Annotated in this window: 12 protein-coding genes and 1 pseudogene; 7 read left to right on the top strand and 6 right to left on the bottom strand. The window is 57.3% G+C overall.

Annotated features, from left to right (window positions below):
- Positions 1–12: 12 nt before the first annotated feature.
- Positions 13–1,938 (top strand): hypothetical protein, encoded by a 1,926-nt coding sequence (locus ACP3TY_RS17840; protein WP_426618105.1) that lies wholly within the window; start codon positions 13–15, stop codon positions 1,936–1,938.
- Positions 1,939–2,226: 288 nt separating this feature from the next.
- Positions 2,227–5,577 (top strand): autotransporter outer membrane beta-barrel domain-containing protein, encoded by a 3,351-nt coding sequence (locus tag ACP3TY_RS17835; protein ID WP_426618104.1) that lies wholly within the window; start codon positions 2,227–2,229, stop codon positions 5,575–5,577.
- A gap of 60 nt (positions 5,578–5,637) precedes the next feature.
- On the opposite strand, the gene ACP3TY_RS17830 is transcribed toward ACP3TY_RS17835, so the two are convergent.
- Positions 5,638–9,852, bottom strand: a complete 4,215-nt coding sequence (locus ACP3TY_RS17830; RefSeq protein WP_426618103.1) for an Ig-like domain repeat protein — start codon at positions 9,850–9,852, stop codon at positions 5,638–5,640.
- 536 nt (positions 9,853–10,388) lie between these two features.
- Here ACP3TY_RS17830 and ACP3TY_RS17825 point away from each other — a divergent pair.
- Positions 10,389–10,753, top strand: a pseudogene (locus ACP3TY_RS17825) (DUF6124 family protein).
- Between the two features lie 417 nt (positions 10,754–11,170).
- Here ACP3TY_RS17825 and ACP3TY_RS17820 read toward each other — a convergent pair.
- From ACP3TY_RS17820 to ACP3TY_RS17810, 3 genes are all read right to left on the bottom strand, one after another.
- The gene (locus ACP3TY_RS17820) at positions 11,171–14,767 is read right to left on the bottom strand and encodes a hypothetical protein (protein ID WP_426618102.1); all 3,597 of its coding nucleotides are present in this window, start codon (positions 14,765–14,767) and stop codon (positions 11,171–11,173) included.
- Between the two features lie 118 nt (positions 14,768–14,885).
- Positions 14,886–15,281 carry a YbaN family protein gene (locus ACP3TY_RS17815; RefSeq protein ID WP_426618101.1) on the bottom strand — a complete coding sequence of 132 codons (396 nt, stop codon included), beginning with the start codon at positions 15,279–15,281 and terminating at the stop codon, positions 14,886–14,888.
- Positions 15,282–15,291: 10 nt separating this feature from the next.
- On the bottom strand, positions 15,292–15,879 hold the full coding sequence (locus ACP3TY_RS17810; protein ID WP_053118230.1) for a YecA family protein: 588 nt from the start codon (positions 15,877–15,879) through the stop codon (positions 15,292–15,294).
- 378 nt (positions 15,880–16,257) lie between these two features.
- Here ACP3TY_RS17810 and recQ point away from each other — a divergent pair, with 378 nt between their 5' ends.
- From recQ to ACP3TY_RS17795, 3 genes are all read left to right on the top strand, one after another.
- Entirely contained in the window at positions 16,258–18,387 is a 2,130-nt protein-coding gene (gene recQ, locus ACP3TY_RS17805) for a DNA helicase RecQ (RefSeq protein ID WP_426618100.1), read from the top strand.
- Positions 18,388–18,701: 314 nt separating this feature from the next.
- Positions 18,702–19,136: a MarR family transcriptional regulator gene (locus ACP3TY_RS17800; protein WP_426618099.1), complete on the top strand. Its 435-nt coding sequence runs from the start codon at positions 18,702–18,704 to the stop codon at positions 19,134–19,136.
- A gap of 127 nt (positions 19,137–19,263) precedes the next feature.
- Positions 19,264–20,943 carry a FimV/HubP family polar landmark protein gene (locus ACP3TY_RS17795; protein ID WP_426618098.1) on the top strand — a complete coding sequence of 560 codons (1,680 nt, stop codon included), beginning with the start codon at positions 19,264–19,266 and terminating at the stop codon, positions 20,941–20,943.
- A 119-nt stretch (positions 20,944–21,062) separates the two neighbouring features.
- On the opposite strand, the gene ACP3TY_RS17790 is transcribed toward ACP3TY_RS17795, so the two are convergent.
- The gene (locus ACP3TY_RS17790) at positions 21,063–23,252 is read right to left on the bottom strand and encodes a patatin-like phospholipase family protein (protein WP_426618097.1); all 2,190 of its coding nucleotides are present in this window, start codon (positions 23,250–23,252) and stop codon (positions 21,063–21,065) included.
- A gap of 71 nt (positions 23,253–23,323) precedes the next feature.
- Here ACP3TY_RS17790 and ACP3TY_RS17785 point away from each other — a divergent pair, with 71 nt between their 5' ends.
- Positions 23,324–23,611, top strand: a complete 288-nt coding sequence (locus tag ACP3TY_RS17785; RefSeq protein ID WP_122608951.1) for a SelT/SelW/SelH family protein — start codon at positions 23,324–23,326, stop codon at positions 23,609–23,611.
- On the opposite strand, the gene ACP3TY_RS17780 is transcribed toward ACP3TY_RS17785, so the two are convergent.
- Complete coding sequence (locus ACP3TY_RS17780) at positions 23,605–24,498, bottom strand: DMT family transporter (protein WP_426618096.1); 894 nt, start codon at positions 24,496–24,498, stop codon at positions 23,605–23,607. The two genes, ACP3TY_RS17785 and ACP3TY_RS17780, sit on opposite strands and share 7 nt — an antisense overlap.
- Between the last annotated feature and the right edge of the window lie 131 nt (positions 24,499–24,629).

Here is a 24,629-nt window from a genome sequence, read left to right as displayed (position 1 = left end):
AGGAGATCGGTTATGACTTATTTGAAAGAGTTGTCGGCGGCAAAAAAATCTTCTCGCAAACAGTTGAGTGCCTTGCGTAAGTCCTTATTGACAGCCGGTGCGGCGCCGCAAGTTGAAGGGATGTTGGGCCCGATCGCGGGGGACGATATTCACAAGTTGCCAGTTATCCTTCAGGGGAAAGACTGCCCGGTTAAACTAAATGATGTGCAAGTTCCTCCTGGCGCAAAACCCGACGAAACATTTATCTCCCTTTGTAAAGACGGGGTACCGTTTGGGGGATGGGTAGACCTTCCAATGGTGCCAGACAATCCATTTCTAATGACATTGGGCGGAGCTTTTACGACGACGTCAGGGTTGTTCAATTTGTCTTACCAAATCGAATACGGGGGTAATGAAAGTCAATCAGAATCGTTGATATTTTTTATCGATACTACGGCTCCCGGTTTTGGATTACCCGCTACGCCGGGTACTCCTCCGGTTGAAGTTATTGATGGTCTGGTGACACGAGATATTCTGGCTGACCTCGATGGCATCACCATGACGCTTGATGCCCCAGGTGATATTAAGCCAGGTGATATTTACAACGGATATTATGGGAAGAGCGACCCTGGTGTGTCGGTGGGTTTTTATAAAGTCGTCGAAGACACGACGTTGCCCATTAAAATAAAAATTGAAAAAAACATTATCGAAACGATGGGCGAAGGCCAGCATATTTTTTATTGTAAATACGAAGATCGGGTCGGCAATATCGGGCCGTCATCCAATCCGTTTACATTCACTATTCAGCTTCGACCCACCCCAAGTGCTTTGAAGCCTCCAGAGGTTCCATTACATGAAGATGATGATCTGATAGATCTGGACGATGCAGTTCCCTCGTTAGGGGTCGTCATTCCGGTGTTTGATAATGGCATTCCAGGGGACGCCGTTCGCGTAACTTTTGATGGGAAAATTCAACCACTTCAACCTACTGACGGTAAGACTGCGGTGATTGTTGATGTGCCGTTTCTGGATGTGAAGGGTACTGATCCCGGGCCGAAAGACGTAACGCTTACTTACGAGATTGTACGGGAGGGCAAACCCTATCCCGAAGGAACCGCAGTGCCCCTCAAGGTTGACTTGTCTATTGCAGGTCCGGTTAACCCTGAGCCCGATCCGGAGTTGGGCAATCCGAACCTGACAAAACTGATTGTCAAAGGCAGCACCGGCAATGACAAGTTGGTAGAAGCGGACGTGGGCAACGATATTGATATTGATCTGACTATTTACACCGGTTACAAGGACGGCGATATCGTCGATCTTGTCTGGGAAGGCGTTAAGGTGCCACCGCCCAACGGGCAATACGAGGTTGACGGGACGGAGGCCGCAGGATTTAAAATTCCTTTCAAACTGCCCAAGGCAGTGTTCCTGGACAGTGGTAATGGTATTAAGTCAGCGCGGTATGTTATTTCCAACCCAACGGCAAATGGTGACAATGAAAACCCGTCGCCACCGACCGCGGTGGACGCTTATATTATTCCAATCGTCTTGCCAGCTCCCAAGATTCTGAATCTGTACACCAATCCTGCCAATCGCGAGTTCCTTAACTGCAGTTCACTTCGTAGTATTCCGGTGGTGGGCTGGGGTGCCATCGTTAAAGTTGACGGTGATACGGATTTTGCACCGAACATGAAATTAAAGTTCAAGTGGGTTGGTAAGTCCTCGGATCCAGGTGCTGATCCCATTGAGGATTTTCTGTTTGAAAAAGAGCTGAAGGGGCTAGAGCATGTTCTTGGGTTTGAGGTTTATTTGCCGTTCGAAACAGCGCTGAAAACGATCGTCGATGGAGATGGGGAAATCAGCTATGTCGCTGAGATTGATGGCAATGATCGATCGGGAGGGTCACATAAGGTCAGGGTTGTAATGATCAATAATGAAGGTGGTTTCTGCCCTCTTCCTTAAATATTTTGTGTGCATTTTGAAGTTGACAGGCGGGGGGCTTTGTCGTCTGTCAATTTCTTACATTTGCGGAGGTGAATTCTTGCTTAACTTAAGATTAGTCCTACAGAGTAATTACCTGATTCCTTGTATCGTGCGCCGGTCTTAATCATCTGCTTCGTGGGAAGGCTTGTCTTCTGGAAGTTTCAAGGAGGTTTCATGGACGTCTGTACACGTCATTTCTCGTTACGATTGATCAGTAAAAACTTTATCTGGTTAACCTTGGTACCCATTTTTTCGTCAAGTCCCTCAGTGTTCGCAGCGACCTTTATCGAAGCGGGCGAAACGCTGAATATTGATCAGACTACGGCGCAGGACAACTACCTCGCACGCAACGGCGGTGTATTGAATGCCAACGGTGCCAATACGTTCGAGGTGTTAATAAACAGCGGATCCGTTCTTAACGCAGTAGGTGGAACCTATGCCGGACGCTCCGGCAACGCTGGCGTATCCGTCACCAACGCCAGTGCCAGTCTGACCGATGCCATTGTGACGGGTGATCGTATGGGTATGTCGGTCAATCGGGTGGCGGGCAGCCCCACCGGCTCCAGCGCAGTAATCAGTGGTAGCCAGATCACTGGCCGAACGGCAGGGCTCGAAACGTCCGGCGGCAGCACGACCGTCATGACCGATACTCACCTCACGGCCACTGCGGCCACGGGGGTGGGCCTGAATTCCTTTGGGGGAGAAGTGCATGCCAAAGGCGGCAGCATCACGGGTGGTTTGCATGGCATTCGCTTGCGGCCCGACACTCAAGGCATAGGCAACGGCGCCAACGTGATTCTTGATAATGTCCAGGTGCAAGGACAGACCGGCGCGGCGATCCTCGCGACATCCGGGGTGACCTCTCATATTCAAGTGCTTAATTACACACGCCTGCTTTCCGGCAATGGCATCTTGCTGGACGTTCAGGAAGCTTCGAATGTAACGATGGAGGTGGTCGGCAGTACGCTTGAAGGCAAGCTGAACGTCGCTGACAACAGCACGGCCAATCTCGCGTTCCAACATGGTCTTATGGCGGGCGACGTGCTGGTTGGTGAAGCCTCCACCACTGCCCTGCACCTTGACCGCAGCGAACTTCGCGGCAATATCGATATCGCAGATAACAGCAAGGGCGACCTTATCTTCGACCAGTCTCAAATGACAGGCGACGTGTTGGTCAATGACTCGACCGCGACCGTCGTGTTTGCCAACGGCAGCAATCTGGAAGGCAACGTCAACTTCACCGGCAACAGCAGCGCTGGCCTGACCTTCGATCAGAGCCAGATGAAAGGCGATGTACTGATCGATAGCCTGCCCGACACGACGGCCGTGAACTTTGCCAACAACAGCGTACTCACCGGCAATGTGAACATCGCGGGTGGCAGCCACGTCGATCTGAACTTCGATCAAAGTCAACTCGCCGGCGATGTCCGGGTCGCCGGTAACTCGACGACGCAGATGGCGCTGAACAACAGCACGTTTCTCGGCAACCTGAATATCAGCGATGGCAGCACGGGCCATCTCAACTTCGATCGGGGCAGCATGGCCGGTAACGTGCTGGTCGATGGCTCTACTGCAACCCTGACCATGGGTAGCGGCAGTGTCCTGGAAGGCAACGTCAATATTGCGGGCAACAGCATTGCTGAACTCGCCTTCGATCAAAGCCGAATGACCGGTGACGTGATCGCCACGGGTGGTTCGACGACAAACCTTTACGTGAGCGCCGACAGTTTATTAACCGGCGCCGTGGACATCGCCGAAGGCAGCACCGGCAACCTCAAATTCAATCAGGGCCACATGGCGGGCGATGTGCGGGTCAATGATTCGACTGCCACCGTTGCGTTTGCCAATGGCAGCAGCCTGGAAGGCAACGTGAATTTCACGGGCGACAGCGTTGCTGAACTTACCTTCAATCAGAGTCAGATGAAGGGCGACGTACTGATCGATAGCCTGCCCGACACGACGGCCGTGAACTTTGCCAACAACAGCGTACTCACCGGCAATGTGAACATCGCGGGCGGCAGCAACGTCGATCTGCGCTTCGATCAAAGTCAGCTCACCGGCGATGTCCGGGTCGCCGGTAACTCGACGACGCAGATGGCGCTGAACAACAGCACGTTTCTCGGCAATCTGAATATCAGCGATGACAGCACCGCCAATCTGACGCTCAATCAAAGCCAGATGACAGGTGACGTACTGGTCAATGGGTTAAACACCACTGAGTCGGTCACCCTGGAAAATCAGTCGCAACTCACCGGGCGTCTCGACAAGGTCAACAGCGTTAACATCAAAAGCCAATCAAACTGGACGCTGACGGGTAACGACAACATTGGTACGTTGGCCATGAATGGTGGCAGCGTCACGTTTGGCGCTGCCGAGGCAACCAGCACTTATTACACGCTCAACGTCGGCACGTTGGCAGGTACCACCGGTACGTTTGTGATGAAGGGCGATTTTGTCAGCGGTGACAGTGACAAACTCATAGTGGCTGGACAATCGACGGGGAATTACGGGCTTGCCGTCGCGGCCTCCGGGCGGGATGCGGTAGCCCCCGAGCAGGTTGTACTGGTGCGTACCGGCACCACCGATGGCGCCAGTTTTACGTTGGCGGGCGATCGTGCGGTGGATCTCGGCACCTGGTCTTACAGCCTGGCCAGTCGAACCAATGCCGAGGGCGGCAAAGAGTGGTACCTCGATCCGACCACCGAAGTCATCAGCCCCGGTGCGCGGTCGATTTTGGCCACGTTCAATACCTCGCTCCCCACTTGGTATGGCGAACAGTCGTCATTGCGCAGCCGCATGGGCGAGCTGCGTCTTAACGGCGGACAGTCCGGCGGCTGGATGCGCACCTATGGCAGCCAGTACAACGTCTCCGATGGCTCGGGCGTGGGCTATCAGCAAAACCAGCAAGGGATCTCGCTGGGCGCCGATGCGCGAGTCGGCGACAGTCAGTGGCTGGTCGGTGTGCTGGCGGGGACGAGCAAGTCGGATCTGAATCTCGATCACGGCACCACGGGCACCGTAAAAAGCTACTACGTCGGGCCCTACGCAACCTGGCTGGACGCCGACACCGGCTACTACTTCGACGGTGTGCTCAAGTTCAACCGGTTCCGCAACGAGTCCAAGGTTAACCTCAGCGATGCCACCCGCGCCAAGGGTGATTACGATAACTGGGGCCTCGGCGCTTCGGCGGAATTTGGTCGGCAATTCAAACTCGCCGACGGCTACTTCATCGAACCGTTCACCCAATGGTCTGCGGTGCAAATTCAGGGCAAACGCTACACCCTGGACAACGACATGACAGCCGACGGCGACACTACGCGTTCCTTGCTCGGCAAGGCGGGCGTTACGGTTGGCCGTAACTTCGAGTTCGGCAAGGCCAGTATTGCGCAGCCTTATCTGCGCATGGCGGTCGCTCATGAGTTTGCGAAGAATAATGAAGTGAAGGTCAACGACAACGTATTCAACAATGACCTGTCAGGCACACGCGGCGAGTTTGGCGCAGGTGTGGCAGTGGCGATGTCCGAGAAGTGGCAGGTGCATGCGGACTTTGATTACTCGAATGGGGAACATATTGAGAAGCCGTGGGGGGCGACCGTCGGGCTGCGCTGGTATTGGTAAAGAAATCGTTTGATGCTGGAATAAAGCCTCACAGATTGTTCACATCTGCGAGGCTTTTTATTAGCTTGCTCTTATCCCGACCCCTAAAGCGTTTCCGTAATATTGAACATGCCCTTCCGCGCCAGTGACCAGGTTTTTCATCCAGTATCTTGCAGGCAATCCACCAGCCGGATCGGCCGCCCAGTACCAGTAATTACCCATAGGCCAGCGCCCCCCCCAAACGTCGTAAATCTCTCTAAGCTCATTCATTGTTGGCAGCCGTGTGCCCTTTGCCACAGCTCTGTTGTTTATGACGTTCCATGTTCCACCATCCAATCCCCAGCAATGAACTACCCCCGTAACGTTCACTTTATAGCTCTTGGATTGGCCGGCACTGTCTCTCGCCGTGATACTTGCTGTTCCATTGCCTCGAACCGTTACAAGGCCTTGACTGTCTACCACTGCGATTTTTTCATTACTAGACGTATAAGAATAACCTGGCACACCACCACTCGCTTGATGGCGTATTGATGTTCCGGTGCCAAAGGTCGGCAAGACAGAGAGCCAGTCGGGAATAATATAAGTCCTGCCACTTAGCGCCACATCGCTGGTATTGAAGTTCAACGGCGGCGTCGGTGAAATAACCGTAAAACCGCGAACGTTGGATTCTTGCCCACTGCTGATTGCCTTCGCTTTTACCAGGTGACTACCCAAATCAACCGCCAAAGTCGTATGCCATTCGCTCCCGATGGCAGTCACGGTGTGTTTGGGGTTGTTATTGTCATAAATCTGGACTTGGTAGTTAGGCGTGACATTGCCACGCAAGGTAACCGTGGTGCTTTTGGTTTGCCCGTTCTCAGGAATTTCGCTGGCTTCATCACGTACAGATGTCAGCGTCGGTGCGATGTGCTCTGCAACCGTAAAGGTTCGCGCCGCAGACTCCGCACCATCGCCATACAACGCCAGTGCGGTGAGGCTGTAACCTTTGATAGTCAAACCAGTGACGACCTGGCTCCAGTCACCCGAGGCGTTGGCAGTCGGTTCGCCCAACGAAGTGCTGCCATCGCGCAGACGGATTTTCTGATTCGGACTGGCCTTGCCGGTAACGGTGACAGAGCGATCGAACGTCGTCCCGCCATGGGCAACATTGCCTTTGGAATCGGTGACATTGGCTATGGTCGGCGCAACGGATTGGGCAACCGTAAAGGTTCGCGCCGCAGACTCCGCACCATCGCCATACAACGCCAGTGCGGTGAGGCTGTAACCTTTGATAGTCAAACCAGTGACGACCTGGCTCCAGTCACCCGAGGCGTTGGCAGTCGGTTCGCCCAACGAAGTGCTGCCATCGCGCAGACGGATTTTCTGATTCGGACTGGCCTTGCCGGTGACGGTGACAGAGCGATCAAACGTCGTCCCGCCATGGGCAATAGTGCCTTTGGAATCGGTGACATTGGCAATGGTCGGCGCAACGGATTGCGCAACTGAAAACCCGCGAGGTTTGCTCGCCACGGGATCTGAGTCGTACAGTGCCGAGGCGATGATCTGGTAGCTCTTCACCGCCAATCCGGATAGCACTTTGCTCCAGATCCCACTGTCGGTAACGTCGGCCGTCCCGAGTGGCGTCGTCCCGTCAAATAATGCAACGTTTTCTCCCCGGGTCGCAGTGCCCTTGACGGTCACCTGCTTGTCGAAAGTCGTACCGCCCTCCGGAACCTGTCCCTGTGAGTCGCTCACTTCGGTAATCGTTGGAGTGACGTAGTCGTAACGCGTTCTAACGGTCAATTCCAATACCGGAAAAACAATCGCTGCCGATTCCACCGTCCCGCCATCGAAGGCAACCTTGCAGATCACCTTCGCCGACGTGGCATGTCCCAATTTCACCACTTCGCTTCTGAGTAACCCTGCATTGAGCCCGTTGCCGACCTGCGCATCAGACATTTCAACGCCGTCGAGCAAGATCACTCGGTGGCCTGCGCCGGTGCTTGTTTGCCCCTCGAGTGCCAGCCACACGTGTTGTTTGAGCGCAATTAACGGCCAGACAGGCACGCGCGTCGTCGCATCGCCAGTAAACGTCGTCAAGTCGAGGACATTGCCCGTTGCCTGTACGACGAGGGGGCGGGGCAGTTCGGTTTCGGGGTTTTGAAATCCCGAGACCAACAGATCCAGAGTTTGCGAAGGGGTTGGCCGTGAATGACGCTTCACTTCGTATTCAACCTCGACGCGCTTGGAGAGGTTGGCAGCGACCACGGTCGGAGGCAGGTGAAACGCGACGCTACCACTGGCGTCGCCTGGCAGTTCCAGGTCGTCGGAAGTTCCCGCGCCCGGCGTGCCAAGCCACTTCAGCCGGATGATGTCCTGATCAGGCTTCATGCTCGGATAGCTGACGCGGACGTCCACACCCTTCAATGCATTCATCGGGTTCAGTGTGCCGTCAGCGGCCTGAATAACGGTCGGTGCAGGCAAAACGCCGACCTGTTCGCCGATGAGCAGGTCGAGCCCCGCCGAATATTCAAACTGGTTTGTGGCTGCTCGCAGCAACGAATAGCGCACCCTGATCGATTGCCCGATATTGGCATGGACGTACCGGGCATCCAGCCGAAATCTCACGGGTTTGCCGATGATCAGGCTGGTAATCGGGATCCAGTCAGAAGTACTGGCACCGGGGCCAGTCCAATAGTAGGTGAGGATGTCATCCTTGTGCGTTCCGGGGAAATTCACCAGTACGGTGACGTTGTCGCTGACGTTGTCAGGGTCGAGCACACCGTTGGTTGCCTCCGGAACTTGGGGCGCCGGCAGTGTCGCGTGAATGACCTGAACCTTGGCCAGCAGCCGATCGGACTCGCTTACGCCATACAGCGTCACGTTGTCATTGCTCACGCGATAGGACAAATCCAGACTGCCGCCATCAAGCACTTTGATGTGTTGGTTCTTGATCTGAAAAGAAATGAGCTTGGCTTCAGCTTCATTGCGAGTGACCGTGTGTTGTTCTTCATGCGGATAAGGCACGCCGTCCGCTTGAGTGCCCAGCCAGATCAAATTGATCAAGTCGCCGTTGGCCATGCCCGGATAGCGGACATCCACAGTCGCCAGCGGGGTATCCGGTTCGAGCGTATCGCCGATCAGCTCGCGGATCGTCGGCTCGGGTAGCATCACCACCGCTCCCACCACATCGGCGAACGTGCGCTTGGACGACAACGGCGGGCCACCACTGTTTTTGCGCAGCACATAAGAAGCATCGGCGCGGCCCATGGCAATGGCGCGGACATCCTCGTAGGGCACGTTTATTTCCACAATGCCCGGAACAGATTCGATCGTGCGCGACTCGCTGTGAATCAACGGCTGGCCGCTAAACGGAGTGCCGATCCACGTCATGGTCAGCGTATCGCCCCGCGCGAAATCCGTACCCGCTACACGCACCTGAACCGTGACCGGCTGCTTGTTCAGATCCTTGACGGTAATGATCCCGTTGATGGCTTCTTTGATGATCGGCGCGTCCAGTCGCCAGGCACCGGCGTCCACGTCGATGTGGGTGCGCTTGGAATGGCGCACCGCCCAGTTCCAGGTTTCATCGTAAAGGTCGTATTTGATCTCCAGCTTCTTGCCATCGCCGCCCGCCAGAATCGCCTCCTGATCAACCACGATGACAATCGGTTGCAGCCGGTCGACATGCGCCTGGGTGACCCGATAAGGCGTCAGCGCGACACTGCCCCAACGCAGCAAAATCGAGTCACGCAGGGTCATGTCCGGATAGAACGGAATCGTCACCGGCACACCTTTTTCCGCCCATGCGGCATCGATGACACCTTGGTCGACCAGATCCGGTGGCAGTTGCACAATCTTCAATTCCGAGTGGCCATCCGGCAGATGCGGTTCCCGGTCGCGCCCGCCCGGTCGAAAGAGTTTGACCAGCAATCGCAAGGGCACAGAAGGATCGTCCGGCACCGTTGCACCGGCGCGAGTCAGTTGGTAATAACACTGCTCGACCCAACCTGAGGCCAGACCATCGACGGGCAGGAAAAAGTACATCGGCTTATCGACGTCGCCGGGCTCGACGGTCTTGCGGAAAATCACTTTGGTTTCCCAATAGATGTCATGGCTGTCGCCAGCGCGCATGCCCAGATACGAATTAATCAAGCAGAGCAGGCCTTCGGCATGGTCGCTGACGACGGCAATATTGATCCCGCCATCGCCCTCGACAATCGGCTGCACCATGCCCGCGATCAGTAACGGGCGGAGGGCAAACGGCGCGTTTTGGTCATCGCATGGCGGGAACAGAAAGGGCGAGTGGCTGGGCATGGCGAGCTTCCTTGCTGTGTGAGGGGCGCGACCGTTGGCAGACGCGCCGGGTCTTGTGATTGAGCATTACGGGCGGCAAGTTGGCTACTGTCAGATCTGACAGGGGCGGGGTGGTTTGAGACGAACGGTCGGTGAGTTGGCGACGAAGTCTGTCGGACGGTTCGCCAAATCGCATAGGCAATGAGCGCCGTTTAATGTGCGCGTTTAAAAGACACCGGGTGTTACGTCCTGAGGCCCACAAATCGTTGCGCCATTGCCTACGCGTAAGACAGAATCCGCCGGCTTGTGCGCCTTGGGGCGGGTCGGTAACGTTGATCGGGTCACTGATTTCCAGTGATCGGGCTTAGCGGCTCGGTATGTTCTCGGTTGCATAGGTCTTACCAGACAGGCATACGCCTGAGCTTGATGGTGGCTGTGCGCTTGGCACCTTCGGGTGCGCCGGGTTTCGAGAACTTACCGGTCCGCTAACTTGCGCACAGCTGCCACCCCTATGCTTAGCGGCGAGGAGGAAGCGGCTTTATAGAGGTAAGTTCTTTATTTTCAAGGTAACGCCAAACCCGCCGGCCACCGATCCGGCATCGCCCTACGAATCCCCCGAATCAAAGAAATTCCACGAAGCCGCCGAGCGCGCCCTCGACCACTACCTCGGCCCTCCCACTGCCGAAATCATGGCCGCACCGTATGTGTCCAATCGTTTGTTCATGGTTAACCCAGCCAGCGCAAACGAACCTCTATTGGCCGACGCCAGTGAGAGCCTCGGTTCGGCTTGCGTAATGATTACGACTTGGCGGGGATGCTTGAAGGCACTCATCGCAGGACGTTGTTAGGGATTGCGCAGGTTGTGATGCTTGGCGAACTAGCCGTCAATCAGGTATTGGATAATCTGGTTCCGGTGGGTTAGGTCTGGTTGCGGCGAAGTCGTTTCCCCCGCCAACATTCTTATGTGGGGGACAGATTTATTGTCTGAAGATAAATCTGTCCCATTTTTATTTAGGTATTCATCTACGCTCGCTGTTGGCTTCGCAACTTCTTGCGGGCTGGATTTGAGAGAAGGGCGACTGCTCTGTTCATTCGCTCAGCGCAGGCGTACTTTCCCTCAGTGCTTACCCGGACGTGTCCGCGCTAGAGTTTGGTACACAATTTATGAAGTTACGCCAGCTCACCCGCTCCTCGATCCATTATCATCCTGCAAATGATCTGAATAAAAATAAATCTCAGTAGGTCACGGTGCTTGGTATCATATTCGTATCGGATTGATTAAGTTGCTATAAATTAATGGAAAATTTGTTGCATATGCTCACGGGGTGGCTGCTTTTTTTCAGCTCCAGATAATATTTGTGACTGCAATGCCGTTAATTATTTCGTTTGCAATGTAAAGCTTAAATCTTGAGCAACCGCCGTCATGTTCAAAAGTAAGGGTCTGGGGTATTTCGAAGGGCGCTATAATGAGGTTTTCTTGATGAATTAAGGCATGTGATTGGTTGTAAAATCTTATTTCGTTTGTGGCGTCTAACGATTGTCGGTAAGTAATGCTTATTTTTCTCGCAGGGCCCCCAAATTCATATTCAGTAATAGTGTACGCACCGGTAGCGAGCATCGCTCCTAACTCTGGTGCCGAAAGCGGTATATAAATTTCGGACTCGGTTGCTTGGGTTGTCAATTTTCTTACAGTGAATGTCAATCCACTGGAGAGTTTCCATGGAGCATCGAAGGGTATCAAACCTAGTGGTAAAAGAGCCCAATTCTCTGATCCAGACACGGCTTTTATGATCGTGAATGTTCTAGCTGAAGACACCGGTTCAGATTCATAGAGAGCTTTAGCGGTGAAGTTATGCACGGCCACGCCCAAGTTCCTGACCGTCGCTGTCCAGATCCCTGTCTCCACACTGGCATGCGGCTTGTCTTTGGAGATCGTGCCATCCAGCACATCGACCTTTTGTCCTTTGCTCGCCGTCCCGGTGATCGTCACGCTGGTATCAAAGGTTCTGCCACCCTGTGGAATCTCGACACCCTTGCTGTCCTTGATTGAGGTGATAGTCGGCGTGACGAGTGGCGTGACGATGATTTTCCACTCGGCTGACTCTAGACCGGTGCCGTATTGTGCGACAGCAGTAAGTTTGCATTCACCCTGTGCCAGTCCGATCAAATCCCGGTTCCAGTTGCCCTGATCATCTGCTGTCGCAGAACCTCCAGTGCTGACACCGTTGTTGTAAATCAGGATGGTCTGATTGCGAGCTGCGGTGCCGCTGACCTTGACGTTGGGGTCGACGGTGAAGCTGTTCTGGGGAATTGCGATGCCTTTGGAGTCTTTGACCGAAGTGATCGTGGGTTTTAGATCTTCCACCGCCAGAATTTTATAGCGTTTAACCGGGGCGATAATCGCGTCTGTTTCTGTTGGGCTCAAGCTCAGCGCAGCTCTGAAGTGCAGCTCCAGATCCGTGCCATCCGCCAGATCCTTGATGTCGTTGTAAGCCAGCGTGTGGGCATATCGGCCGCTGTCAATCCAGTTCTGGTTAACATTGGAGCTCGGCCACGGCCACACGTCCAGATTCAACGCTTCACCGTTATTTTTTGTACCCGTGAGGGTCAGCTTTACTCGCTGCCGAAAGGCAATAAACGCCCAGATTCCCGAGACAATCGTTGCCCCCGCCGTTACCTTCGACAGATCCAATACCAAGCCCTCGGCTTGTTCGATCCTGATTTTGTCCAGTTCGGCTGCCGGCAATGGCGTCACCGTTACCGTCAATGGCTGCGACGGAATTTTGTTGCTGCCCAACGTCACTTCGTACGAGAGCGTGAACGTTGTCGAACCATTGCCGATGTTCGCGGCGATGGCTTCCGGCCCAATCAAAAACTCGATGCTGCCGCTGCTTGAACCCTGTTTGGCCGGGATGATTGGCGAACCTGCTCCGGGTTTGCCGACCACGGTCAGTTGGATGGAATGGCCGTCGTTCATGCCCGCGTAAGCCACGATAACCTTTGCACCCGTTTGGGCATCGAGCGGGGCCAATGTCACACTGGCACCGCTACCCGTAGCCTGTGGAAGTCGAGCGATCGGGAGTGGGTTTTCCAGCGCGTTGCCAACCCTGAACTCCAGCGCATTCGAATAACTCGTCCCACCCGCCGCACGCTTGATGTGGTACTTCGCCAATACCGTGCCGCCGTTGTTGCCGCTGATGTATTCAGCATCAATCCTGAACGCAACCGGTTTACCCTCAGTTAAAGACGACAGCGTGATTCCGTCCGTTTTCGTGCCGGTTTTCGAACCGATCCATTCGTAAATCACCTCGTCACCCTTGGCCGTGTTGAGGTAGTTCACCGTCAACGTTGTACCGGCGGTGTCGCCGGGTAATGCGCCGTCGATCACGCCGGCCACTACGGGTTCGGGCAGTTCCAAGCGTGGCTCGCCGACCTGCAGAATATCGGCATGAATGGATTCGCGGATGGCATGGGTGGCGTTGACATGGTTCATCGCGCCGAGCGCGGCGTCCTCGATCAGCAACTGATAGTAGAGCTCCAGTTTGCCGCCGTTGATCGGCGTCAAATGCGCGCCGTCGATGGGGATCAGCAGCGGTTTGCCGGCACTGATGTCGCCCGCAGTGAGCGGGTACAGTGGCAGTTCCGGAAGGTAAGGGATGAGTTCCGGGCGAGTGCCGAGCCAGAACAGTTTGATCGCCTGGCCGGCAGCAAACGAGGTGTCGAACGGAATCTCGATGCGCACCTGTTTCAACGTCGGGTCGAGCGCGCCACTCACTGCGTCCAGTGCTTTGGGGGCGGCCAGGCGTTTGATCGCACCGATGGCGCTGATGAACTGTGATTTGGAAGGCATGTCGGGCGCGCCGCTGGCCTTCTTCAGGCGATAGGACAAGGCGATCTGGGACTTGGCCATCTGCCGCAGCACGGCGTTGGCGATGGGGATTTCGGCGGTGGTGGGCACGCTGGTCAGCGGCTCGCCGGCGAACTCGACATCGATCGGCAAACCTTCCACGGGCGTGCCCTTGACCCGGATGATCGGGGTATCACCGGGCTGGAACGATCCGCCAGTCGTGACCCAGACCTGCGCCGTGCCTGGGGCATCGCCCAGTTGGTCGATGTCGAGCACATTGCTTTGCGCTTCCTTGAGAATCGGCGCTTCCAGCCTGCTCGCATCGATCGCGACCACCACCCGTTGTGCCGCGCTCCAGTCCTCGGAGCGATTGTCGACCTTGTCGTAGACCTCGAAGGCCACGGACAAACCCACACCGTCAGAATCCCCGGCCTCACGAATGACCGCCTCGCTGACGTGCACCACCAGCGGCGTTTTGCCGTCCGCCTGATCCTGAGTCAGTGGCGCGCTGAGCACAAACACACCGCCCCAACTCACTTGAATCACATCACCGGCAGCAATGTCTGGATACGACTCAATGGTGACCGGGACACCGGCGGCCACGTTGTCCTTATCAATGCCGCCGTCGAGGATGTCCTGCGGCAAGCGCATGATCAGCTTGGAGTGGCCGGGATCGTTGTTATCGTCATGACCACCGGGGCGGGTGAGTTTGACCAGCACCTGCATGTCTTCGGAAGGCTCCCAGGCCTGGCCGAGGCGCTTGACGCTATAGGACGCGACGGCCCGGCCTTCCGGGATGCGCGCCGAAGGTACGAACATTTGCAGCGTCGTGTTGACGTCCGCCGGGCCAACGGTTTTCTGCTGAACCTCCACCTCCTTGTTCCAGAACACCTTGATCTGATCCCCAATTTCCATTGGTGTCCACGGCCCGGCGCGGCAGAGCAGGCCTTGACGCGGGAAATTACCCAACGCCGCCGCAATATTGATGCCCCAGACCTTTGGCGACTCCGACACCGGCCCGGTTTTGCCGGGGATATCGAGTTGGTCGAGGATCAATGTGTCGGCATCGGGAAGGTTGGGGGTAAGCATGGACGGCTCCGTTGAGCGGTGGGGCAACGGAGTGATTTATGGCTGGAAACGGGTGAGGCGTCACCTGTCAGATCTGACAGGGTAGGGCGGTTTTCTGATGGACGGTCAGCGAGGAGGATCAGCGCTTGGGTAGGGTTTTCTGTCGCAGGATGTAAACCGTCACCAACACCGCACTGGTCAACATAAACCCGCGCGCCCACGGCATTGGCACCAGATAACACGAGAACAGGATGCTCGCCCACATCAGCCCGATCGCGTAGACCTTGCCCTTGAGCGGAATGCCGTTGCCCTCCAGATAGTCGCGAATCCACGGGCCGAGCCGGGGATGCTCGACCAGCCAGCGATAGAAACGCGGAGAGCTGCGGGCGAAGCACGCGGCGGCCAGCAGCAGGAAAGGCGTGGTGGGCAGAACAGGCAGGAAAATACCGATCACCCCCAATGTCACGCTGAGCCAGCCGATGGCCAGCAGGATGTAGCGCAGCATCAGGGAGCGGTTGCCTATGGGGTTGTCCATAGGCCGGATCTTAGTGGTGACGTGGCTTGAGGATCGCCGGTTTTTCGTCTGGAGCCTGGCACAGCAAGTACAGCGCGGTCAGGGCTTCCGGGATCTGCACGATCATGTCGTCCATCAGGTTGGCGTCTTTGGCGATGTCTTCGAACTCAGGCTGCTCGTCGAACAGGCCCGAACCGACCATGATCGGCAGAAGCATTTCGCTGACTTCTTCTTCAGCGGTTTCGAACCAGGCGGCTTCGCGCAGGAACACGCCTTCCATGAAGCCGATGCACCAGCCGCGCAGTTCGGAATCGTCCGGATCTTCACCCAGATCCAGTTCGCACGGCAGCTCGAATTCTTCATCCGACGCCAGTTGACGGGCGATGTGCGCCTTGAGGCCGATCAGCGTGGCTTCGATTTCTTCGCGCTGGGCTTCACCGCTGTAGTGCGGCTCTTCGGCGAACAGCGCGTCGATCCACTCGCGATCCGGCACAACGTCCGAGCAGATCGACAGGGCGGTCAGGTAGCCGTGAGCGGCCACGTAATCCAGCGCCTCGTCGTGCAGCTCGTCGGCGTCGAGGAAGACTTGCAGGCGGGTTAGTTGCTCAGCGAAGGACATTACGGGGCTACCTTGGGGGAATAAACAATGCGGGAATTCTAGGCCTTCTTGCGCGCTCAAGCCAGCCGCACGGCAGATTTGCCGGGCAGAACAACCTAATCCCCTGTAGGAGCTGCCGAAGGCTGCGATCTTTTGATCTTTTAAAAACCACATCAAAAGATCGCAGCCTTCGGCAGCTCCTACAGGAGACAGGGGCGCATCGCAGATTGTATCGACGGGTGTCGCCCTGTGCAGGGAAGGCCTCGGGTATACTGCCGCGTTTTGCGATCCCTGCCCGCATTGCGGCCGTCATGCAATGCGTTCTTACGATTCAGCGGTGCAGCTTTGCCCGTCATGAACCAGCCTTGCAGGGATGTTTTTGTGATTTTTGGAGTTTCTATGCTCGAACAGGCTCAACGCGTCCTCAAGGACATCTTCGGCTACGACAGTTTTCGTGGCCGTCAGGGTGCAATCATTGAGCGCGTGGCCAGCGGCGGTGACGCACTGGTTCTGATGCCTACTGGTGGCGGCAAATCCCTGTGCTTCCAAGTGCCGGCGCTGTTGCGCGAAGGCCTGGCAGTAGTGGTCTCGCCGCTGATCGCGTTGATGGAAGACCAGGTCGCCACTCTTGAAGAGCTGGGGGTCGCGGCGGCAGCGTTGAACTCGACACTGAGCGCCGAGCAACAACGCGATCTCGCCGCACGAATCAAACGCGGTGAAGTGAAAATGTTGTATCTGGCGCCCGAGCGTCTGGTGCAGCCGCGCATGCTGTCGTTCCTGCAGAGCCTGGACATCGCCCTGTTCGCCATCGACGAAGCGCACTGCGTATCGCAATGGGGTCACGATTTCCGCCCGGAATACCTGCAACTCGGTCAACTGGCGGAACTGTTTCCCGATGTGCCGCGCATCGCCCTGACCGCCACCGCGGACAAACGTACCCGCGAAGAAATCGTCACGCGTCTGCACCTGCAGAACGCCGAGCGTTTCCTGTCGAGCTTTGACCGCCCGAACATCTTCTACCGCATCGTGCCGAAAGAGCAGCCGCGCAAGCAGTTGCTGGCGTTTCTGGCCGAGCGACGCAGCGACGCCGGCATCGTCTATTGCCTGTCGCGCAAGAAAGTTGAAGAGGTCGCGACGTTCTTGAGCGAGCAGGGTTTCCCGGCGCTGCCGTATCACGCCGGTCTGCCCAATGATTTGCGTGCCTTCAACCAGAAGCGCTTCCTTAATGAGGAAGGCCTGATCATGGTCGCCACCGTGGCGTTCGGCATGGGCATCGACAAGCCCAACGTGCGCTTTGTCGCGCACCTCGATCTGCCGAAATCCCTTGAGGCGTATTACCAGGAAACCGGTCGCGGCGGCCGTGATGGTCTGCCGGCGGACGCGTGGATGGCCTACGGTCTGCAAGACGTGGTGATGCTCAAGCAGATGCTGCAAAACTCCGAAGGCGACGAGCGCCACAAGCGTCTGGAGCAGCACAAGCTCGACGCGATGCTCTCGCTCTGCGAAGAAACCCGCTGCCGTCGTCAGACCCTGCTGGCGTATTTCGACGAAGACATGCCCGAGCCGTGCGGCCATTGCGACAACTGCGTCGATGGCGTGCAGACCTGGGACGCCACCGAGCCTGCGCGTCAGGCGTTGTCAGCCATCTTCCGTACCGGTCAACGTTACGGCGTCGGTCATTTGGTCGATGTGCTGCTGGGTAAGGACAACGAAAAAATCCGCAGCTTCGGTCATCAGCATTTGTCGGTGTGGGGCGTTGGCAAGGCGTTGAGCGAGAGCGAATGGCGCTCGCTGTTCCGCCAGTTAGTGGCGCGGGGCCTGGCGGATGTCGATCACGAAGGTTATGGCGGTCTGCGATTGAACGATAGCTGCCGACCGCTGCTCAAGGGCGAAGTGAGCCTGGAGCTGCGTCGCGATCTCAAGCCGCAAGTCACTGCGAAAAGCGGCAGCAAGAGCCCGGCCAGTCAATTGGTGCGCGGCGAAGAGCGTGAACAGTGGGAAGCGCTGCGTGCGTTGCGGCGCAAACTCGCCGAAGAACATGGTGTGCCGCCGTACGTCATCTTCCCCGATTCGACGTTGCTGGAAATGCTCCGCAGCCAACCGACCTCGCTGGCGGAAATGGCCCGGGTCAGTGGTGTCGGTGCGCGCAAACTTGAGCGTTACGGGGATGCCTTCCTCGAAGTGCTCGGTGGCGAGGTCGAGGCGCCGAAAGTTGTGGCCGATGTGCGCCATGAGCTGATCACGTTGGCCCGCGCGGGCATGACGCCGTTGCAGATTGCCGGTCAGCTGCAATGTTCGGAGAAGAACGTTTACACCATGCTCGCTGAAGCGATTGGCAAGCAGCAGTTGTCGCTGGAACAGGCGCTGGATCTGCCTGAAGAACTGATGGGCGAAGTGCAGGATGCGTTTCTTGATGGCGAGGGTGAGTTGCCGTCGGTCGCTGAGATTGCCGAGTTGTTCGCCGGGCGGGTTCCGGAAGGCGTGCTGTATTGCGTTCGGGCGGCGTTGCAGTCGGAATTTGAGATGTAATTTGCTGCAGGCCCTCATCGGAACGCCGCCCGCCGAGCCCTCTCCCAGAGGGAGAGGGGGCCGACCGAGGTGTCTTGCGCCATACATCGACCTGAATGACCGAGTCGACTATGGATTCAACGCTTCACTATCAAGTCGGCGTAATTCCCAAATATCCCCCATTCAGTCCCCTCTCCCTCCGGGAGAGGGCTAGGGTGAGGGGCTTCAAGATGTAACGATTCAGTACAGAGCGACTCTTGCCTATAACTGCAGCTCATGCTTAGCTGGCTAATAATTAGAAATTCCTTATTTTTCAGACTAACCGTGAGTGTTTTATGCCGTTAACCGATCAACACCGCTTTGGCATGCAACTGGCCCAGATGTCCCGTGGCTGGCGCGCCGAACTGGATCGCCGTCTCGCCGGGCTGGGCCTGTCCCAGGCGCGCTGGCTGGTGCTGCTGCATCTGGCGCGGTTCGAAGAGGCGCCGACCCAACGTGAGCTGGCGCAGAGCGTCGGCGTTGAAGGGCCGACCCTCGCGCGCTTGCTCGATAGTCTGGAAAGCCAGGGCCTGGTGCAACGCCAGTCCGTGATGGAAGACCGTCGGGCGAAAAAAATCGTCCTTTGCGCGCCCGCGCTGCCGCTTATCGAACAAATTGAAACCATTGCCACGCAGTTGCGCCACGAATTGTTCGAAGGCGTCGACGAGGCGGATTTAAAGGTGTGCATGCGTGTTCATGCGCAAATTCTGACCAACCTGGAAAAATCTTGAGGCACAACCCTGTGCCGATTTTTTGAGAGATCGCACTGAGCCGACTATAAGAACTACTGGGCAATATCGTGTTCGTACCGGATGTGCGAACGCATAGAAGTCGGTTTTGCTTATTTAAGGGATGCTCATGCTCGCAAGTTGGCACGTGGTACGGCGCAGTGGCGGCAAATGGCTGCTGCTGGCCGGGCTATTCAGTTACTCGACGTGGTCGATGGCGTTGGGGCTGGGTGACATTACGATCCATTCAAGCCTCAATCAGCCGCTCAAGGCCGATATCGCGTTGGTGGATGTTGGCGGGCTGACGCAAAACGATCTGTCGGTGCGCCTGGCGACGGCGGATGAGTTCGCGGAGGCCGGGGTCGAGCGGGTGTTTTTCCTCAACGACCTCAAGTTCATCCCGATCCTGCATGGCAATCGCCAGATGATCCGGGTGACGTCCAGCAAACCGGTTAACGAACCCTTCCTGAATTTCCTCGTGCAGCTCAATCAGCCCAACGGCCGATTGCTGCGCGAATACACGGTGCTGATCGATCCGCCGGGGACGCCGGGAATCGAGCCGGCCACTGATGAGCCGGATCCCCGCGCGCAGTCCTCTGCGTTTCCGATTGTCGAGCCTGCGACTGCGTCGGTTCAGGCCGCGCAGGGCAAGCGCGAAACTGCTCCGCCGCCGCCAGCACCGGCCGCACCGGCCAACGATGCAGTCGCTGAACAATTAGCTGCCAGCGTGCTGCTCAACCAGCAATTGCAAAAAACCATCGAAGAGCAAAACGCCAAGTTGCAGGAGCAACAGGCGCTGATCACCGACGGCAAAAAACAAATGGGCGAATTGCAGACGCGTCTGACCGAGCTGCAGAAACCGCCGCCAGCTGTGGTGACGCCAGCACCCGCTCCGGTAGTTGCGCCAGTCGCTACGGAAGATGATTCGCCGAACTGGCTGCTGCTCGGCGGATTAGTGCTGTTGTTGGTCGCGCTGATTGGCGGGCTGATCGTGCGCCGTCGCCAACAAACGCAAACCGTTGCCGCGCCGCCGCTGCCACTTGGCATCGAGCCCGACACCGAGGAAACGCAGAGTCCAGATTCATTCAGACACCACGCCTCAGCCGAACACCGCGAAGAACCCGCGGCAGGCGATGTGCTGGAAGCGGTGGGCATTTACCTCGCTTACGGAAGGCTCAGCGAAGCCGTCGGCTTACTGCGCGATGCCCTGGCCAAAGAACCGGAACGCATCGACCTCGGAGTGCAACTGCTCGAAGTTTTAGGGCGTCAAGGCGATAACGCCGCGTACGAGCAACAGGAAAACCACTTGCGACAGCTTGGAGTCGATGAACACGAATTGCAGGCAGTTCGCGATCGGCATCCGAAGCTGACGAATGTTGCGCCGGTTCTGGTGGCCGCACCGATCGCTGCCGCTCAGCCCGAACCCACGCCGCCGGTGGATGATTTCGAATTGAATCTGGGCGAGCTGTCGATGGATTCCAGTTGGGATCTGCAGGACAACCCTCCAGCGCCGGTTCAGCCATTGTCGGAGGAGTCGGAGCTGGAATGGATTCCCGAGCCGGATGCGCAGCCGCTGGATGATGACTTCCTTAATGAGTTTGGTGATCCGCAGGCGTTGACGCTGGAGCCGCTGGATTTGCAGCTGTCAGAGCCTGAAATGGAGGAGGGCGCCGGCAAGCTTGAGCAGGCGCAGAACTGCATTGATGACGGCGATATCGACAGTGCGATTGCGTTGCTTAATGAATTGCTCAAAGAGGGCGATGAACCGTTGAAGCAGACGGCGCGGACGTTGTTGGCGGGGATTCGCTGATCTGATTGATGGGGTGAATGTGCCGACGCCTTCGCGAGCAGGCTCGCTCCCACAGGGGAACGCATTCCAAACTGTGGGAGCGAGCCTGCTCGCGAAGGGGCCAGACCAAACAATATCAATCAGAAAGTCTGCCCAAGATTCAGATAAACCGCCTGCTCATCCGCATCATTCAACCCATACGTAAAATTCAACGGCCCCAGCGGCGTATCAAAGCCAATAAAAACACTCGCCGCATTGATGTAACCACTGTCGAACTCATTGTCATTGTTCCACGCCCGCCCACGCTCCAGCGAAGCACCGGCGTACAGCGGGAAGTCCAGCGGCAAGTACGAACGCGGCGTCAGACGGCGGAAATACACGGCACGCATCAGGCTGACGTTCTGCCCGGAAATCGCATCTTCCCGGAACCCCGACAACTGCCGCGCGCCGCCGAGCAGGAAGCTCGATGTCACCACATTGGCGTCGTCCAGCGTGCGCCCGTAACGACCGCCGAGGATCAACGTGTCAGGGCCATGACTCATGGCTTTGTCGATCTTGAAATCCCACTGCCGGTAACGTGTATCCGAGCCCAGGCTCGGTTCGAATTGCGTCAGCGTCAGGCTGATGTCCTTGCCTTCGTGAGGGTAGTAAACATTGTCCAGCGAGTCGTACGAGTACTTCAGCGAGTAGAAGCCTTCGTTAAAGCTTTCGCTCGGCAGATCCTGATCACCAATGCGCACATCGGCCTTGCCCCACGCCTCGCCAACACCGAAACGCACTTCGCCGTTGTTGCCGATCTGCCGGCCGAGATTGAGGCCGAAACCGTAACGCTCGACGCGGTATTGCGCGATCGGATCATTATCGAGAATCGACTCGACGTTCTGCGCTTCGAACGATGCATACGGGGCGACGAAGTAGCGCGAACCGACGTCCAGCGGCTGATAGAACTCGGTGTACAACTCTTGTTTGTCGCCGATCTGCGCACGCGTCAGCCATTCCGCGCCGAGACGGTTGATGCCGTTGACGCGGTAGCTGGCGCCGAGGTTGAAGGCGCTGTCGCCGCGCATGTCATCCGACAGATTGAGGCCGACGCGCAGGTAATCGGTGCCGCTGCGTTTGCCGCGCGCGCTGATCACCAGGGTGTGATCCGGGCCTTTGTGCACCACGCGGTATTGCACCTGCTCGAAGTAATCGAGGCCGTACAAGGTGCCCATGTCCGAATGCAGTCGGCCCAGATCCAGCGGTTCGCCGATGGGTTGACGGATGTAGTAGCGGATCACGTCATCATCGACTTTCGAATCGTTCTCCACACGAATGGCGGTGATGACCGGCGTGCGCTGGCCCGGCGAACGGGCGGCGTTGAGTTCGGCGTCCTGGGATTCACTCGGTCTGAGCTGTGCGAGGCGGGCGTCGAGGGCTTTGGTCGCGCGGTAACCGGCTTCGATCATTTCCTGGGCCTTGCCGAAATCGGTGACGCCGAAGGCGGCCAGTGCCGGCTGAATCAAAACGTCATCGGCGTGCAGCGCGGCGAGTTGTTCTTCGGAGTTGCGCCGGGTCATCAGGGTGATCGACTGATTGAGCACGTCGACCACGGTGGTCAGTTGTTTGCGGTTGCGCAGCGGCGTACCGATGTCGACGACGATGGCGATGTCGACGCCCATTTCCCGCGCCACATCGAGCGGAATGTTGTCGGTCATGCCGCCGTCCACCAGCAACCGGCCATCGAGTTCGACCGGGGCGAACACAGCGGGGATCGACATGCTCGCGCGAATCACCTGCGGCAGATGACCTTTGCGGAATACCACTTTCTCACCGTTGGCGATGTCGGTGGCCACGGCGCGGAACGGGATCGGCAGTTTGTCGAAATCGCGGGTATCACTGGTGTGGGCCAACAGGCTTTCCAGCAGCAACGAGAGGTTTTGCCCTTGAATCACACCCAGCGGCAGGCCGAGGCTGCCGTCGTCGCGAAAGCTGAGTTTCTGTTTCACCAGAAAATCGCGGTCGTCCTGCTTGCGTCGAAACGGCACGTCTTCACGCGGTGGCGCGTCGGACAGTGCGGCTTGCCAGTCGATGTTCAGCGCGAGTTTTTCCAGCTCGTCGATCTTGTAACCCGAGGCGTACAAGCCGCCGACCACCGCGCCCATGCTGGTGCCGGCGATCGCATCGATCTTGATGCCTTGCTCTTCCAAAGCCTTGAGCACGCCGATGTGCGCCAGCCCGCGCGCGGCGCCGCCGGACAGCACCAGGCCGATTTTCGGGCGCGGCGCTTCAGTGGCGTGGACGAAGAAGGGCAGAAAACCAAGCAGCAGGCAGAACAGCAGACGGCGCATTGTGAGTCTCGGGGCAAGCGGTAAAGCCGGCTATTATAGCGGCGCCCTCTGTCTCAGGAGTTGTAGCGAACATGACTGTCGCAAAAGCAGAAGTTGTCATCACTTATTGCACGCAATGCCAATGGCTGTTGCGCGCCGCGTGGCTGGCGCAGGAGTTGCTCAGCACCTTCGGCGACGACCTCGGCAAGGTCTCGTTGGTGCCGGGCACTGGCGGGGTGTTTCAGATCACCTGCGCTGGCGTGCAGATCTGGGAACGCAAGGCCGACGGCGGTTTTCCGGAAGCAAAGGTGCTGAAGCAGCGGGTGCGCGATCAGATCGATCCTGACCGCGACCTCGGCCACAACGACCGTACTCAGTGAGACGCGGCCTCGGCGGCGACGGTTTTCTTGTCGGCATTGCCTGACATCCGCGCCGAGACGACGATGGCGACAATGATCAGCGCGCCGCCGATCAACATCTTCGGCGTCGGGTTTTCATTGAACAGCAGCCAGGCGACCGTGATGCCGTAGACCGGCTCCATCGCGAACACCACCGCGGCGGTGCGCGCCTTGATCACCGCCAGACTGGCCACGAACAGACTGTGAGCGACGCCGGTGCAGAACACGCCGAGCAGGGCGATCCACAACCAGTCCAGCGCGCGCACTTCGCTCAGTTGTGGCGCCGCAACCGGCAGCAGACACAGCGCCACCACCACGTTTTGACACAGCGCCGCCTGTACCGCCGGAATGCGTCCGGAGCTGGCGCGGTTGGTCAGCGACAGCAATGAGAACAGCAGCCCCGACAGCACCGACCAGAGCAAGCCAACGGTGGCGCCGCTGCCCAGATCGAACGCCGGAGTCACCAGAATCAGGCCGACGCTGACCAGCACCACCAGCACAATTTCGTTGGCGCGAATGCGTTCGCGGAAAATCAGCCCTTCGAGAATTACCGTGAATGCCGGGAAACTGGCGAAGCCCAACGTGGCGATGGCGACACCGGCGATCTTCACCGAAATAAAGAAACTCACCCAGTGCCCGGCCAGCAACACGCCGCTGAGGATCAGTCGACGCCAGTCCACGGCCTCGAGTTTTTGCCAGCCCTGCGCACTGGCGAAACGGGCGAAAAACGCCAGGGCGAGCACGGCAAAAGCGGCGCGGCCGAAAACGATCACGGCGGGGGAGGCGGCAGCGAGTTTGCCGAACACGCCGGTCAGGCCAAACATCAAAGCACCAATATGTAGAGCGCCGAGGGCGGTACGCGGGGTCATTGCAATCCTTCTATCTCAAACAAAATCACTGACACAATCTCACTGTAGGAGCTGCCGAAGGCTGCGATCTTTTGATCTTGCTTTTAAAAAACAACATCAAAAGATCGCAGCCTTCGGCAGCTCCTACATTT

Source organism: Pseudomonas rustica (assembly GCF_049959085.1).
GTDB lineage: Bacteria > Pseudomonadota > Gammaproteobacteria > Pseudomonadales > Pseudomonadaceae > Aquipseudomonas > Aquipseudomonas rustica.
This window is presented reverse-complemented; position numbering and strand designations above follow the sequence as displayed.